The following is a 14138-nucleotide window of genomic DNA, read 5'->3' on the forward strand; positions in this document are numbered from 1 at the left end:
GTCAGTTCAGAGGGGTAACTAATATCGAATTCTTTATGTACAGGTTATCCAAAATATACGCCTAGTCCACAACTTTCCGGACTGATCCGTCAAACGACAAGGTAGAGCTGTAATGATGATCCGAAATGATATTCAAATCCTCCTCGATTATGATGTTCTATTTTTGTTAGTTAAAATTTACACTTTCAATTACAAAAAAAGCAGGTGATGGGCACCTGCTCAAACTAACCAATTATAAACCTAAATTAAACGAAAGGAGCTGTAGGGGAAGGAACTCAGTTAGTTAGAGCAATTTCTTTACTACTATGGTAGCATTTTGGAAGCTGGTAGTGTTTCTAATCCTTCAAAGACCTATGACATCACTCATCCTCTATGTGAATGAACTGATTTATTATTAAACAAAGTTATCTAAAAAGGCTGCTTAAAGCAACCCCTCATCAGCAAAACTATAATAACTCTCACTGGTAACGATTAAATGATCTAGTACCGCAATGTCTAACAATGCTCCACCATCTTTCAGCTTCTTCGTTAAGTTAATATCAGCCTGACTTGGTTTCAATTGACCACTAGGATGGTTATGTGAAAGAATGATCCCTGATGCAGTAGCTTTTAAAGCAGTTGCAAAGATTAACTTCGGATCTGCTATTGTGCCACTTACTCCACCAGTGCTTACATTCATTATCCCTAGAACTTTATTACCTCTGTTAAGTAACATGATTTTAAACTGCTCCAGGAGTTCTAATTTGTTATGATCCCATTGTTGTAATAAGATCTCGTAACAATCCTTTGAACACGTAATTCTTGGTCTTTCTGACGCTTTGAACTTAGGTCTGTAGCTTACTTCGATCTCTGCTACCTGAGATAATCTGATTTGTGTATCCATATTGATTTGAATTAATATGGAACTAGAGCAAGCGTATGGCTAAATCATGCTCAAAAGGAAACGGAATAAATGGACACAAGAGCACCTGGAGGTGGGTTTATGCCGTAGTCTTTTGAGAGCATATTTAGACTCTGCTTAACTTTGTTTAAATGTTAATGGATAATCAACCAGTCATTTTAACATCTACTAACCAGTTTTATCTTTTGAAGAGTTGTGATCTACTTTAGTTAGTTTTCTATTGTTATATTCTTTATCCGGTCATTTACACGTTTAGCTTTACCTTTAACCTTAACAGTGGAACCTTTGTCCATGCTATTTGTGTAAATTGAGCTTTGGTAATTAGTCAAACCTTTAACATGCAGAGAGACTTTCTCAAATCTCTCTTCTTCTAGTTGAACGAAAGCCGCTCCGTTTCCAGTGTTTGTGTTAAATGAGTAAACTAAGATTGAATACTCCATTGGAGACTCGTCTGTCGTTTCTTTTTTAGGAGGCTTTTGTTCTGATATAGGCAGCTTTCGTTCGACTGAAGGTATGAAGGATTTGTCCATGATACCCAATTGAATATCTTCTCCTTTCTTAGATTGGTTTAAAAGTTCTATTCGCTCAAAGCTACTATTGAAAGGGATATCTTTGATTCTAGTAACCGCATAGTTAATAGAATCTATCAGCTTCTGTTCAACTCCTGCTTTTGGCTTTGCCTCCTTAGCATCATATAATGATTCTAATTGAGCCTCTAAACTTTTAAACAAATTTGATTGAACTACTTCATGCTTAAAGACATCTTCTGGTTCTTGCGGCAAATCATTAAAGACATACTCTATATAAGAGTTAATGAAGTCATTAATTCGTTGTTTTTCTAGATGAAATAGTGAAGCTTGCCCACTTTCGTTGACTACAATCTTAAACTCAATTCTAAAACTACCTGCTTTGAACGCTTCAATATAGACCGTCCTATCAAAATCTAAGTCATTAAAGAAGTTTGTTGCAGATTCAAAGAATTGACTGAATCTCGTATTAACATCATTAACATCATAAGGCGTAGCTAAGTGCAGGTCTGATTGTCTTCCTTTTAAACTTATAACATAATTGAATGAAGGATCATCTATGAAGTCTGGACAATAGGAATCGTTTAATGGACGGAAGTCCTCAGGTATTTCATCGAAAGAAATCAGATTAACTCTTTCCTCTCCATTATACTTCCTATCAATAAGGAAGAGACTTTCATTTTCTTCTAAGATTTTCCTCAGAGTTATGCGTTTATTTAAGAAGTCCTTGTATTGATAATCTGATATAAGGATGTGCATGAACCTGAAGAATCCCTCGTCATCGTCCTCAAACATAATAGCACAAAGCAATCTATTACCATACTTATTTGTCCCTGTATATAGAATGTCATTATCTCCATCATTGAATAAAATAGTTTTGTTGTCTACGATTTTATCAAGACCGCTTATTAAGACTTTATGATCTTTTACTTCGAACATCTTATTAAAGATTCTTTGTTTCAATAAGCTTTATCTGACTAATCTCGAAGCTGTCACTCTTATAAAAGTCAAAATGATATGCATTATTACGACTAGGAGTATGCTTTACAAGTCCAGATGTCGCTGCTAATTTGATAGTCGTAATGTATGGCTTATACTTAGGAGCTATAGGAAACAACTTCTGATAAATGCTATTTACTTCATTAACGTTATCGGTATTGAGCAATGATAATGATACTCCTTTCTTGGAACAAATTACTTTGCAGTCATCAGTTTCTGGTCTTTCGCCCTTATCCCACTTGCTAGAAAAGTCTACATCTCTTAGAAGAGGTTTGTTTGTTTTCAAAGCGAAACTAGATTGATCATCAGGATAGGCGCCGTCCAAGCAATTACAAGATGTATCATTATTAAGGCTTTCGAAGCTAAGGCTCATAAGGAATAAGGTAAGCTACTATTAATAACAGGTTGGATTCTACCTTGCTAGGCTTCATTTAATTTACTTAAGACCTCCTCGTAGCTCTCCTCGTAGTATCGGATCTTAGATAAGTGATCCTCTTCCCTATAATTAAATGCAACTCTGGTTTTGCCATTAGAGGCATGGAAGAATGACACTTGAGAAAAGTTAACTTGAACTTTAACTCCATCTTCTGTAAGTTCTATAAAATGAAACATAAGGTCGTTTTTGTGCAAATCTAATAATATAATTCGTTATCTGCGACACCGTTGCGAATGGTGTTCCGCCTCTAAGCAAGGGGAGCACCTTTAAGTGCGGCTGCTTAGTATGTCTTCATAACTATTCTTGAAATTTTATGCTATCCTGCATTATCCTAAGCAATCTCCAATTACCCCTTTCATCTTTTCTAACCTTACAATGGAGATAGATTTTTGCGGTGGAGCCGAGTATGCTAACTCTAAAGTTAGCAGGGTTATCTGCCTCATTGGGAAGTTCTGTGGCTTTCCAGGTATGAGATCTATACGTGCCTATCTTAGCTAACACATGTTTGTTTCTTTTTAGCAGTTCAACTCCCTGGCTAAATGACTCAGGTTCATCTTGATCCAAGTATAAGACTCCACCGATTGCCATTACAGCTGAAAATGCGGCTAAAATTATAAGATAAGGCAAAGTCAGTTTTAACATATAAAGTTAGACAAGATAGGGAATCTAGGTTAGCTTTTAAACAATCTTCGCGCGAGCCGTCTACGAGTTGAGCGAAGGTCGGAGAAGAGAAGCACGCCAGTGCGGTTCTTCGATATCTTTCTATGAAAGACGAGGGTTGGCGGAGTTATTGACTGTGAGAGCCTGAGCATAGCCCTATCAATAACTATGACAACCCGAAGCCTGAGCGACCGCGTAGGCGAGTAAAATTATGGAAAAGCGGTAGATTTCATAAGGTTGGAGCGTAGCGTAAACTTTATCGAAATCTAGAGTAGCTTTTCATGTAAGATCCCGCTGATTAAAACAGAAAGCATGACAGGTTATCCGGAGGATAATGCAGTTAATGTGTTCGCAGAACTTATTAACGGATTGCAACCTGGCATATCTTTCTGGAAAATCCCCAGGGATCTGGAATACCGATGGACCTGCGTAGGGCAGTGCGGATGGGGATTGCGGCAGAAGAACCGTAGAATGCACCACCCTGGGTTGTAGCAGAAACTTAAGACCAAACCGAGGCTTATCCCTCTCTAAGCCGCAATCAGAGGGTAAGACCGAGCGTTTGGGATTAAATTAGCATTTGCGCATCATCTTCCACGATAGATAATTTGACAAACCGTCAAGATCTGGGAACAATGTTAACCCATTAATTCCTAACACATCTAACCCTATTAATATCTCCTTTCGTAAGCTATTAGAGAACTCCAGTTTGAAAAGCCTCTGCTTGTAGGTTTTATTAGTAGTCAGAGGAATAAATTTCGCATTATCTTCAATGAAAGCGTGGGTTGTGAACCATCCATGTTGAGCTGTAATACGTTTAGTTATATGCCCTGGCTTAAAGACTTTTGTTTGCTTTTGTTGATAAGGAGTTCCCTTGTTTGTATCAATTATATGGTTCTTGTCAATGCCCAGTAACCAGACTGCTCTTGTCTCCACTTCGATATCTTCCCTAAACGCAAACCATAATGCAACTAGAGGACTACTAGACCAATCTAAGAGTCTTGTTGGAAGTCCATGGTGCTGGGCAATAGCTAATGTGTCCCATTGATTACTTAGAATCTCGGTAGAGATATGTGACCGTCCAAACCTTTTAAACTCTTCCATCAGGGACAACTCCCAATCTGGCAACTCTGCTTCAAGTCCTAGCCTTGCAATTTTTGGTAGCAAATCCCATTTAGCATCAAGATGTCCACGGTACAATAAAAAAAGGTCTTCCTCCTCTAAAGCTTTAACCTCATCAGTAATTAGATTAAGAAATTCCTTAAAAGTTGATACTGTGGTTTTATTTTTAAAACTCATTCGTGACAAATATAGACGTTCTGTACATAAACAATGGATGGAATGTCTGAAACCTAATAGCTTGATAAGAAAAGACTGTCAGTTAACAGCCTCCATCTTATTGTAATATGGTTTACTTATCCTTCACGAACCTGATTGAGAATCTCATATCATTTCTCTGACCATCTAAAGTTGCTTCATCATAAGTGGTTCCTTCCTCAATCCAGTTGGAGACGGAGAAATAATTATAGTAGTTAGCGCTTCCAGCAGGTGTTGAAGACCAGAAATCAGCACCTTCACCTTTATAAAGGTAATCATTGCTATCCCATGAGCTCATTCTTCCAGCAGGGAAGGCATTGAATCCACTGGAGTTGTTACCTTGGGTTAGAAGCCATCCTGTTTTTGATTTCAGTTTCAGGTTAACAGCAGCATTACCCTCCACTACATTGTTACCGTCCTTAGTACCTCCAAGGTGTAATAGTAGCGTTTCAAAGTCAGCTTTAGTTGGCAATCGCCAGCCAGAAGGTAGTTGAACAGCTTTTGCTTCTTCCCAGGTGTAAAGTTTTCCATAAGTAGCATCGTTAGTGGCAGTGTTGTCGAAGTTGGTACCTCCATTACCATTATAATTTACACTGGTCCAGATTTGATTACCGATGGTTACTGTGGAATATTCTCTACCAGTGATGGTAACAGAATTGGTTTCTTCCGGGTTTTCATCGTCTTTCTTAGAGCATGAAGTTAAGATCAGCATTGCTGATAAGGTTAGTAATAGAACTTGTTTCATTGATTTGATCTGTTGTGTTTAGTTGTGGTTGTAAAATTGAGTAGGTGGCTTACGGTAAGATTCCTTGTTGAATCTTCTTTATCCGGTTCTCGTGGTCCACTGAATGAAGCCTAAATCCGGGAATAGTACCTTTTAAATAGTTAAATTCTGCTATTGCAGATTCGCAGTTGAAGTGTAAGGCTTTCGCATGGGTTCTTAGTACCAGGCATTGGCTCTTTAAATTGCTGTCTACTTTAAGCTGGAGTATTTTATCGTATATCTCAATCAGCTTATCATAACGTCTATACTCCCAATGACTAGCCTCTCCGCCCAGTAGCCAGCCTACTTCGGTTTTATCCCCGAAGATTGATCTTATTAATCCCATATTAATTTAGCCACTCTTTAACTAGTTGTCCATTTATATTTAGAAGCTTCTGAGTAAACATTTCATGATTGTAATCTTCGAATAGAGCAAAAAAAGATTCACGTTGAAGCTTAAAAAGAGCAGAGAAAATAAACGTCATCAGCACTTCAACTTTTGCTTGCTTATCAGATAGAGTTGAGAGACGATCATAAGAGTGATATGCAGCATTCAGGTTATAGGGGTTGCTCTCTTGAAAGTCAACCAGTTTTTTAAACAGCGAATTGTTTTCAACCGCCATCTTACCCAAGACCTCATTTTCTTTGGGTGTAAATGGTTCTACACTATGGAGTTCCTTCATTAGAAGCTCAATTTTATTCAGAGCACCCATAATCTCTCTCTTAATAATAGTTGCTTGGGACAGATTATTGTTTTGACTCCGTGGTTCCTCTACCAGTACACCGTATTTAGCAGTATAGCTTTCATTACAGTATGAACATTTAAAGATAATATGTCGGTTTGAGGGCATTGTCAAAGCCTTACCGCAGGTGCAGTTGAATAAGGTAGTGTTTACAGGAGTTTCAGGTTGATTATTGAACATCTAAAAACGATAATAGGCACCGACTAGTCCCTTCTTCGGTAGGTTATAAACAAAATAGCGTGGAACTGTAGCCGATCCGCGCTTGAGGCCCTAGGAAGCCCAACACAACAGAAAGGCACAGCCCACGCTATCAGCGTAGGCGTACACAATCTGTCCTTGTTGTGTTTCGAATTTCCTAGGTTCCAAGCACAAGAACAAATAGCTAACGCTATATATCTTTAATTATCAATATGTTATTTCAAATCTACTTATATCCAATCATCTCCGCTTTTGATTGCTTTAAAAGTAATAAGAGTTAAACAGATTTGTAGAATTAATTTACATATAATTAAGTAAGGCTTACCGAAGCAAGCCTTCTTGTTTAATCGAAGTCGAAGAATGAATCGACATAGTCCCAGATAGCTTCTAATGCCTCTTCGGAATAATCTGATGTTGACATAATGTTTTGGTTGATTGTTAAAATTAATTGCTGCCCTTCATCCAGAGCTGAAACAGATTGGTTTGTAACCAATTAGCTTCCCACAGCATACCCATAAAGGAGTACACTGCAAAGTCTTCTGAATAATTCTGATCCTGGTCAAAGTGCAAACCATGCTCCTCGCAATGGTTAATGAAGTGAAATAGTTCGTCAATCCTTACGAACCGGGCTGTCGCCAGGTGTTCGTCTTCATGATAACTATGGTTTGGAATGTGTTGTTGAAACTCAGCTATGCCTCCGGCATATTTGAATTCCAGTACCTGTTTAGGTACTGCTAGGGTATAAAACTCTATGAAAAGCATGTGGGTTGGTTGATTTTAAAAGGTTTTACCTGGAATTGATTGTTTAGAAAGTGAATTTACCTGTGAGTAGGTGGTTTATATATGGTAAAATTTAAAGGTGGGGCACCTTGTCTTTAGAAGATAACGATAGGGAATTCACTTTTCTTAAACCTACTGGAGAGGGTCTGTTGTGATAGGGCTTGTGTGTCGCGAGCTCATACAATATGGTGGGGGGTACCTTATTATTATGACCTCTTATATTTTATATAAAATTTTGGATCGAGGTTTTGATTCCTTGTGGAATCAGCAGTTTCACTTCTGATGAAGCTCCTCAAGTTGTTCGATAATCTGGAATAAAAGCTTATCAGGTATATATCCACCCTGTCTTTGTATCCATCCCTCACTGGTCCGTTCAAAGTGGTATGCACTATATTTTCCAAGCACGATGTACCATCTCATAAAGTTCTGCCTTACTTCTAATGTATGAATTCTTCTATTGTGATGTACCCGGATCAGCAGCTTCCCCATAGGTCAGCAAAGGTATAATTTGCTAATATTTTTAGCAACTATCATTTAAACTCGTACCTTTGTTTCACCAGTTTAAAGTTATCAGCTATGTCATTTAAAGTATTATCCAAGGTCAGAATTATTGCTACAGGGCAGACTGGCTACGTTGCATTTCCTTATAGTGAAGATGAAAAGGTTGTGGTTTCGATAGATAATGGCCCCGATCGGTTATATGCAGAGAACGAATTAGAGTCTGCCGAAGTACCAGATCTAACTTTCTAATTTAAATTGTAAAGAGAGACCAAGCTGCTAAGCCTGGTCTTGATAAAGTAATTTACTCCTCATATATTTGAAACCATTACAAGTAATTGTGATAAGGTTTAGGTAGCCCTGCAGGTGAGGATCTGTAGGGCATTTTATTAATATGATTTTAGAAATCGTCGATTTTTCAGATTTGCCTACAGGTAGTCAAGCTGACTGGGTACAGGCAGGAAGTTCCATCCTTGCTGCAGTTGGTTTAGTAATCACCCTATTATTACAGTGGAAAACGTCACGAGATCAGACCGAAATGCTTAAACTGGAAAGAGAGAAAGATAGACGAAGCATAATGCCTGTCTTTAAAATATTCGATCAATCCTCTCAAGTTGAACATCACTGCGAACGCTATACGCTAGAAGTAATTTTGGATAATGCTGATGCTAACAACTTGAAATTTAAAAGGCATCAAGGCACCAATACCATTTTTTTTCCTCAATCTGCAATGGTCTTCTTGAAAGGTGATAAGTCGCAGTTCGACTTTAACTTTAAGATTGAAAATGGAGTTTACCAATCCAAAGAGCTTCTAGGTTACCTCTTCTTTTGCGATATGGATGGCAACCAGTACCAACAAGTTCTGAACTTCTCATTAGGAAATGTTTATCTCAGCTTTCCTTCACTTGTAAAATAATAACTCTTACCTCCTAATTAAACAAGCATGTGGAAACAGGAAGATTTAAAAGATAATCTTAAACACCAAATAGAATCACTTGCTCTAATTTGTTTCGAGTACGATCGTGGTAAAATTAAATATGCGTTGGATATTGCTCATAAGCTTCGAGTTCTTCTTCATAATACACCCAAATCTCACGCTTTAATCCATCAGCTAGCTTTGAATAATATAGATTTCGTTCACACGATGTCTCATAAGCCGCAGTTCAGGCCAGGGACAGAGTATACGGATGGACATGTAGATTATTTCCTACCAGTGTTTTTTATAATTGACTCTAAGATAGTACTAGGTTCAACCTTTCTAACTTATCATCCCTTCCTAAACCTTGCTTATTACAAACCGATTGATTTTGATTTTTGGTGGTCTACCCAGGTTATCTGTCGTTATCCAAACAGATTTGAGTTCACCAGAAAGCAATTAATTACGATACTTAGTAACAAAGCCGGGGGCAGTCACATTGATCCATCAATTGATCCGCAACACTTTTTAATATATAAGTTTACTGAAGATATGCTAGGCTGGGATAATTTCGATATTGATTATAAGCCAACGCACTCCCCCTTCTTCGCTATGGTCCGACAAATAGCACATGAGGTGTTTGTCAGTTTACAATCAGAGGACGATTTGGAAGCTTATCTTCGTTCAATTTATTTTGATAAACTCTCTGCAGAGGCTTAAACGTTTGCGTCGTTTATTATTATGGATCAGACCAGAATAACGGTTCCACCAAACTGCATATTCTTGTAATCTCCCTATATAAGTACAGGATTTATCGATTTGATGGAACCTTGATAGATAGATTAAAGGATGGATAAATCAATCAGTTAGCTTTAAAATCAAGCTAGTTGTATCTATTACTAATCCGTTCTCCTTCTTTCCATCAGAGTTTACTCTCTTCGCTGTTTTAGCTCTAAAGCCTGTTACCTCCGAGAATAGCGAAGGTGTTGCCTCTCTTATCCTACCCGTCTTTGGATCTCTAATTTCAAGATCAACAAATAATGTACGAAGTTTTTCCGTTACCTCTGAGTTAAAATGAAAGTTGTCCGGTCTTCCTTGCTTCTTGTTGAAGATCCGTTTAGCTAGCTTTTGCAGTTTTATGTAGGCATCCTCATTGCTTTTAACTATTACCAACTGCTCAATCTTCTTCAGATTCCACTTATGCTCTTCCATTGTTTGCGGATCCAGAAGGTTTGCTGCTTTAAAAGCTAAAGGATTCGTCTTATTAATTTGTTGGTCTAATGGTTCTCCGAAGTAGAACCAGCTGCTTCCACCGTGTTCCCTTCTAAATTCTAATATTTCAAGATAATCCTGTTTCAATTTAGTTGCGCCAGACTTTCTTTCGATTGTCGTTTTACTTTCAAGCTTGAACGGTGAGTATTGTACTTCAACCTCAAAGAATGCTTTCTCCCAATCTTCCTTAATAAAGTCTATGTGTTTATAGATTTCATTATTAGCTGATTCATTGATTTGTTGATCCAGCTTCATCCGGTTAAGAGTAGCAAGCTTTGTTTCATCCTCTACATCAGCAAACTTGTGAAGCATATCATTTCCTTTAAACTTTCCGAATTTGCTCTGTCTAATATGACTATTGTTAGCGTCAATAAGCGTGTTTGCTTCCTTTAGATATTCAGTTTTAAACTCTTCAAGAGTAATCTTCACTTTCTCTTTCTCATGATTGGTTATATGCATAAACTGCTCTCCGCTGTTGCGTAAGCGTCCTATAGCTTGCTTTCCTTTGCTACCTACTCCTATCTTAGTATACGGCTTATAGCGATCTGTAACAAGGATAATTGTAGCCCCTTCATCATATAAATCCCATCCCTCGAAGTATTTACAGGTATAGAAATTAACCTTCTTATAAATGTCAGTTTTAGGTTCTTCTACAAAGAATTTAGCAAGGTCACCTAACTTTTCAATGTTACTATTGTCTTTATCATTTGCGCAGAATATATTGCAATCGGCTATCTCTGATCTTATTACAGCATCGCGTATTGCTGTTACAGAGTTATAGAAGATGTGGATGTTGCCTTGAGCCTGATCCGTGTTATTTAAGATATAGTTTAATGTGCCATCTACACTTACAGCATTCATCAAAGTAATTTTACCTAACTTCTCTGTAAAAGTTACTTCATGGAGATCTAACGAATAGAAGCGTTTATCTGAGAAGTAATACGGGGTGGCTGAGATAATTGATTTGTTTTTAAACTCCCAGAAATAGTCGAAAGGGGCTAATATATCCTTTCTGTATTCCTCTGTGATAAATGTGTGGCACTCGTCTAAAAGGAGAAACCATTCCTGTTTCATTTCTTCCCAACGGTTAACCGATTTTGCTGCTCTTACAATCTTTCTAGTTGCCTCTGGTGTACACATTATCTTTTCACCTTTACGAAGTTCTTTAACAATATTTACAACCTCTGGACGGCTGACTCCACCAAATATTATATAGTCGGGTCTTTCATCAGCGTTCTTTGCCATCATCTTACTCTTAAGTATGCTGATGTTGGGAACTACAAGGAGTGTCGTACGAGACTTATCTTTGATTTCAAGAGTAGTGCCACCAATTCCACATCTTCCTTTGTTTATAAAAGCGTTTACAGGTAAGCCTTTGGGGAAGATAGAAGACAAGTAGGTATTTAAACTTACGTGATGCTTTGTCTTGGATTTGAACATATTCATTAAATAAAAAAGGTGGGACTAGCCCACCTCTTCGTGATTAAACTTCTCTAGCTTCATTGAGTAATTCTTCAAGCGTGAACTGTACTTTGATTCGCCCGTCTTCATAATCATCAACGAACTTCTTAAGATTGCCTGCGTTGTAAAGCATTATTTCAGGCTCTGCATTCCGAAGTTGCATTGTAAAATATAAATATGGCATACCTGTCCTCTGGTGGGTTTTATCTTGGACCACCGAGATGATTTTCTTCTCCAACTTAGAGTATTCGATGAACTTATCTAGGTTGACTAATAGATTCGGAGCATGTTCTTCCAGATCTAATCCCATTTTAATAACTTCTTCTTTAGATAAGTATTGATCAAAGAAGTTTGTTGCTGTAATTGTACGCACTAAGCCGTTAGTGCTTGCTGTGTTAAAACTAAATTGCTTTTTCATAATAGATGCAAAGCAAGTGCTATTGGGGCTATTATTGTCTGAATAGAAAATTTATTAAATGTGCAAATTCAGATGTTTTAAGAGCCTAATCTACAATGAGAGCTTAGGTAATCTAACTTGTTGCGAAGATCTTTAGTTACTACCACGTTTTTGACTTTCCAATTCATAACCTCGTATATGTCAAGAATAAGCTGCAATTGCGGCTTTGATGCAAAACTCATTGACTTTCTAAATCCGAACTTCATAATATTCAATAACTTCAAAATTGCTAGTGCCCCTTTAAGTAACAAGTATTCTTGAGGATCCGAATACCTCTCTTTATATAGCTTTACTTTAGCCTTTATAGCGTCCTGATCTACTGATTTATTTTGAATGCTCTTAATGAAGTCTAATTCTTCTGCATTAAGAGGAAGGGATAACATTATTGTGCTAGTTAGCTTTATTAACAGATCCGGTAGAAGATCAAATTCAGAAAATGAACCCTCCTCAGCCTTCATATTTGTTAAGCTAAAAGTCACTTTTATCTTGTTGTAATCATAATGCGTTATTATCCTTAACGCTTCAAAAAGTTCCCCGATTTGCTGAGTATATCTTACCAATACAGGGTCATGACTTTTTGCATCAATCAGAGCTGCATTCAAATAATAAACAACAAACCTCAAGTTATCTCTATCTCTTTCATCTTTGAAATGATTCTTTAGAAGGCGACGAAGTATTTTATCTCTATCATCAGCATAACGACGGAAATGTGGAAGAATGTCGGTGTCTGTTAATTGATAATAACTTTCCTTACTCACTTCTTCTAATGTGATTAATTCGTCTTTAACGATTGAGCATTCCCATTTTTCATTTTCCCGTTTACAACAATGTATAAGAGTGTTATGAAGTTCTTGCGGGATAATATTTAATACTGAATCAGGGATATCGAATGTAAAACGCATCGAATTAAACTATAAAGGGTGTAAAGATAAAAATCCTGCCGGAGGTGGCAGGATTCTTGTTGTCTAGATGAAATCTATATCATCCCTGGTCTTTCGGATGTATTTCACTTCTGGTACTTGCTCTATAAGTTGTCTTGCGTAAGTTTCTGTCTGTGAAATCTTACTATGACCGTTCTTGTACATTAGTTCGATAAGGTCAGCGCCGTTGATAAGTAGATTCACGTTTCCTGTATGCTTAAAGCTATATAGGGTCTTATTCTCATCAATAGTCAGTTCAGACTTTAGTTTCTGAAACCTTGATCCTATCGTGCTGGTAGCAAGTGGAAGCTTGGCAACGAACTTACTCTTTTGAAAGCGTGCATCTGTACCGATAAAGAAAAGGTCTCCGATACTTTGGTCATTGTAGTTAATTGGTAATTTCAAAAGGTACTGCTTCAATGGTTCATCTAACAGAACCGTTTTGGACTTATTTTTAACCTTACCCTTTCCTTTCGGTAAGACTATCTTATTCTCATTCAGTCGTATATCTCGTATTTGGATTTTTAATATCTCTGAGATCCGAACTTGAGCCCCATAGATCAGGTATATAATTGTTTTTAAGATTAGATCGTTACGATCGTCGCAGTACCCGATAATATTCCTAATGTCATCCTTAGAATGTATCCGGTGTCGTTCTACCGGGAGATTGTTTGGTATCTTAATTCCTAAAGTCGGGTTTTGGATGGGTAAGTTCCTCTCTTCGATTAACCAGTTGAAGAATACGGACAGGTAGGTTTTGTAACTACGCTTTGATTGTGGTTTGACTTTTATTTCCTTTAGAAAGATCTTTATAAACCCTTGATCAATTTCAAACAGACTATGTGTAGATGCCTGTTCCTTAAAAACTTTAAAGATAGTGCAGTAATTAGCGTACGTGTGGTACACGACACGTGTTTTGACTTCTGACAAGTACTCATCTATCAAATCAGATAGAGAGGCATCCTCTAAAGGTGCCTTCTTAAAGATATTGTTTGCTTGGTCGAACGCTTTTGTACGCAGTAAGTGATCAAGCTCATTCAACACTTTCGCAGCTTTCTTCTGCCTGGTTGCAATGGTATCTTCTTTATCATTCAACCCTGATGATATTTTGTATTGTTTTCTTGTTCCTTTATAGATGTAACTGAAGTAAACAAACCATCGGTCTGTTAATCGCTTACCAGATATTAAAGGCTTGTTACATGTTAGGTTTAGTGGGTAGTCATAATTTACTTTCGCCATTTGATTAATCTTAGCGAGGAGGTGATATCAAGCCTAAAAAAGGATCTTTCAACA

At 37.4% G+C, this 14138-nt stretch carries 17 protein-coding genes; 4 read left to right on the plus strand and 13 right to left on the minus strand.

Annotation, left to right across the window (positions count from 1 at the left end):
* Positions 1-421: 421 nt before the first annotated feature.
* The 3 genes from J3P37_RS17530 to J3P37_RS17540 all read right to left on the minus strand — a co-directional run bounded on the left by J3P37_RS17530 (position 422) and on the right by J3P37_RS17540 (position 3505).
* On the minus strand, positions 422-883 hold the full coding sequence (locus J3P37_RS17530; protein WP_256012660.1) for a JAB domain-containing protein: 462 nt from the start codon (positions 881-883) through the stop codon (positions 422-424).
* A 227-nt stretch (positions 884-1110) separates the two neighbouring features.
* Entirely contained in the window at positions 1111-2367 is a 1257-nt protein-coding gene (locus J3P37_RS17535; RefSeq protein ID WP_256012661.1) for a hypothetical protein, read from the minus strand.
* Positions 2368-3160: 793 nt separating this feature from the next.
* Positions 3161-3505 (minus strand): hypothetical protein, encoded by a 345-nt coding sequence (locus tag J3P37_RS17540; protein ID WP_256012662.1) that lies wholly within the window; start codon positions 3503-3505, stop codon positions 3161-3163.
* Positions 3506-3835: 330 nt separating this feature from the next.
* Between J3P37_RS17540 and J3P37_RS17545 the strand changes: the two genes are divergently transcribed.
* Positions 3836-4015 carry a hypothetical protein gene (locus J3P37_RS17545; RefSeq protein ID WP_256012663.1) on the plus strand — a complete coding sequence of 60 codons (180 nt, stop codon included), beginning with the start codon at positions 3836-3838 and terminating at the stop codon, positions 4013-4015.
* A gap of 78 nt (positions 4016-4093) precedes the next feature.
* Here J3P37_RS17545 and J3P37_RS17550 read toward each other — a convergent pair whose 3' ends face one another.
* The 6 genes from J3P37_RS17550 to J3P37_RS17575 all read right to left on the minus strand — a co-directional run bounded on the left by J3P37_RS17550 (position 4094) and on the right by J3P37_RS17575 (position 7810).
* On the minus strand, positions 4094-4819 hold the full coding sequence (locus tag J3P37_RS17550) for an FRG domain-containing protein (protein WP_256012664.1): 726 nt from the start codon (positions 4817-4819) through the stop codon (positions 4094-4096).
* Between the two features lie 112 nt (positions 4820-4931).
* Complete coding sequence (locus J3P37_RS17555) at positions 4932-5582, minus strand: FISUMP domain-containing protein (RefSeq protein ID WP_256012665.1); 651 nt, start codon at positions 5580-5582, stop codon at positions 4932-4934.
* Positions 5583-5631: 49 nt separating this feature from the next.
* The gene (locus J3P37_RS17560) at positions 5632-5946 is read right to left on the minus strand and encodes a hypothetical protein (RefSeq protein WP_256012666.1); all 315 of its coding nucleotides are present in this window, start codon (positions 5944-5946) and stop codon (positions 5632-5634) included.
* A 1-nt stretch (position 5947) separates the two neighbouring features.
* Entirely contained in the window at positions 5948-6283 is a 336-nt protein-coding gene (locus J3P37_RS17565; RefSeq protein ID WP_256012667.1) for a hypothetical protein, read from the minus strand.
* Between the two features lie 702 nt (positions 6284-6985).
* On the minus strand, positions 6986-7303 hold the full coding sequence (locus J3P37_RS17570; RefSeq protein ID WP_256012668.1) for a hypothetical protein: 318 nt from the start codon (positions 7301-7303) through the stop codon (positions 6986-6988).
* Between the two features lie 291 nt (positions 7304-7594).
* A complete protein-coding gene (locus tag J3P37_RS17575) occupies positions 7595-7810 on the minus strand; it encodes a hypothetical protein (RefSeq protein WP_256012669.1) in 216 nt (71 codons plus the stop codon).
* 87 nt (positions 7811-7897) lie between these two features.
* On the opposite strand from J3P37_RS17575, the gene J3P37_RS17580 reads away from it, so the two are divergent.
* The 3 genes from J3P37_RS17580 to J3P37_RS17590 all read left to right on the plus strand — a co-directional run bounded on the left by J3P37_RS17580 (position 7898) and on the right by J3P37_RS17590 (position 9455).
* Complete coding sequence (locus J3P37_RS17580; protein ID WP_256012670.1) at positions 7898-8071, plus strand: hypothetical protein; 174 nt, start codon at positions 7898-7900, stop codon at positions 8069-8071.
* Between the two features lie 142 nt (positions 8072-8213).
* The gene (locus J3P37_RS17585; RefSeq protein WP_256012671.1) at positions 8214-8735 is read left to right on the plus strand and encodes a hypothetical protein; all 522 of its coding nucleotides are present in this window, start codon (positions 8214-8216) and stop codon (positions 8733-8735) included.
* A gap of 27 nt (positions 8736-8762) precedes the next feature.
* Positions 8763-9455 (plus strand): hypothetical protein, encoded by a 693-nt coding sequence (locus J3P37_RS17590; protein WP_256012672.1) that lies wholly within the window; start codon positions 8763-8765, stop codon positions 9453-9455.
* A 138-nt stretch (positions 9456-9593) separates the two neighbouring features.
* Here J3P37_RS17590 and J3P37_RS17595 read toward each other — a convergent pair whose 3' ends face one another.
* The 4 genes from J3P37_RS17595 to J3P37_RS17610 all read right to left on the minus strand — a co-directional run bounded on the left by J3P37_RS17595 (position 9594) and on the right by J3P37_RS17610 (position 14084).
* A complete protein-coding gene (locus tag J3P37_RS17595) occupies positions 9594-11447 on the minus strand; it encodes a DEAD/DEAH box helicase family protein (protein ID WP_256012673.1) in 1854 nt (617 codons plus the stop codon).
* Between the two features lie 43 nt (positions 11448-11490).
* Positions 11491-11886: a hypothetical protein gene (locus J3P37_RS17600; RefSeq protein ID WP_256012674.1), complete on the minus strand. Its 396-nt coding sequence runs from the start codon at positions 11884-11886 to the stop codon at positions 11491-11493.
* A gap of 77 nt (positions 11887-11963) precedes the next feature.
* The gene (locus J3P37_RS17605) at positions 11964-12827 is read right to left on the minus strand and encodes a hypothetical protein (RefSeq protein ID WP_256012675.1); all 864 of its coding nucleotides are present in this window, start codon (positions 12825-12827) and stop codon (positions 11964-11966) included.
* A 63-nt stretch (positions 12828-12890) separates the two neighbouring features.
* A complete protein-coding gene (locus tag J3P37_RS17610) occupies positions 12891-14084 on the minus strand; it encodes a tyrosine-type recombinase/integrase (protein WP_256012676.1) in 1194 nt (397 codons plus the stop codon).
* Between the last annotated feature and the right edge of the window lie 54 nt (positions 14085-14138).

Origin of the sequence: Desertivirga xinjiangensis, from assembly GCF_024436435.1 — a bacterium.
Lineage (GTDB): Bacteria > Bacteroidota > Bacteroidia > Sphingobacteriales > Sphingobacteriaceae > Desertivirga > Desertivirga xinjiangensis.

Coding starts and splice junctions, on each gene's coding strand:
- J3P37_RS17530 (WP_256012660.1), bottom strand. CDS start 883: ATGGATACACAAATCAGATTATCTCAGGTAGCAGAGATCGAAGTAAGC.
- J3P37_RS17535 (WP_256012661.1), bottom strand. CDS start 2,367: ATGTTCGAAGTAAAAGATCATAAAGTCTTAATAAGCGGTCTTGATAAA.
- J3P37_RS17540 (WP_256012662.1), bottom strand. CDS start 3,505: ATGTTAAAACTGACTTTGCCTTATCTTATAATTTTAGCCGCATTTTCA.
- J3P37_RS17545 (WP_256012663.1), top strand. CDS start 3,836: ATGACAGGTTATCCGGAGGATAATGCAGTTAATGTGTTCGCAGAACTT.
- J3P37_RS17550 (WP_256012664.1), bottom strand. CDS start 4,819: ATGAGTTTTAAAAATAAAACCACAGTATCAACTTTTAAGGAATTTCTT.
- J3P37_RS17555 (WP_256012665.1), bottom strand. CDS start 5,582: ATGAAACAAGTTCTATTACTAACCTTATCAGCAATGCTGATCTTAACT.
- J3P37_RS17560 (WP_256012666.1), bottom strand. CDS start 5,946: ATGGGATTAATAAGATCAATCTTCGGGGATAAAACCGAAGTAGGCTGG.
- J3P37_RS17565 (WP_256012667.1), bottom strand. CDS start 6,283: ATGAAGGAACTCCATAGTGTAGAACCATTTACACCCAAAGAAAATGAG.
- J3P37_RS17570 (WP_256012668.1), bottom strand. CDS start 7,303: ATGCTTTTCATAGAGTTTTATACCCTAGCAGTACCTAAACAGGTACTG.
- J3P37_RS17575 (WP_256012669.1), bottom strand. CDS start 7,810: ATGGGGAAGCTGCTGATCCGGGTACATCACAATAGAAGAATTCATACA.
- J3P37_RS17580 (WP_256012670.1), top strand. CDS start 7,898: ATGTCATTTAAAGTATTATCCAAGGTCAGAATTATTGCTACAGGGCAG.
- J3P37_RS17585 (WP_256012671.1), top strand. CDS start 8,214: ATGATTTTAGAAATCGTCGATTTTTCAGATTTGCCTACAGGTAGTCAA.
- J3P37_RS17590 (WP_256012672.1), top strand. CDS start 8,763: ATGTGGAAACAGGAAGATTTAAAAGATAATCTTAAACACCAAATAGAA.
- J3P37_RS17595 (WP_256012673.1), bottom strand. CDS start 11,447: ATGTTCAAATCCAAGACAAAGCATCACGTAAGTTTAAATACCTACTTG.
- J3P37_RS17600 (WP_256012674.1), bottom strand. CDS start 11,886: ATGAAAAAGCAATTTAGTTTTAACACAGCAAGCACTAACGGCTTAGTG.
- J3P37_RS17605 (WP_256012675.1), bottom strand. CDS start 12,827: ATGCGTTTTACATTCGATATCCCTGATTCAGTATTAAATATTATCCCG.
- J3P37_RS17610 (WP_256012676.1), bottom strand. CDS start 14,084: ATGGCGAAAGTAAATTATGACTACCCACTAAACCTAACATGTAACAAG.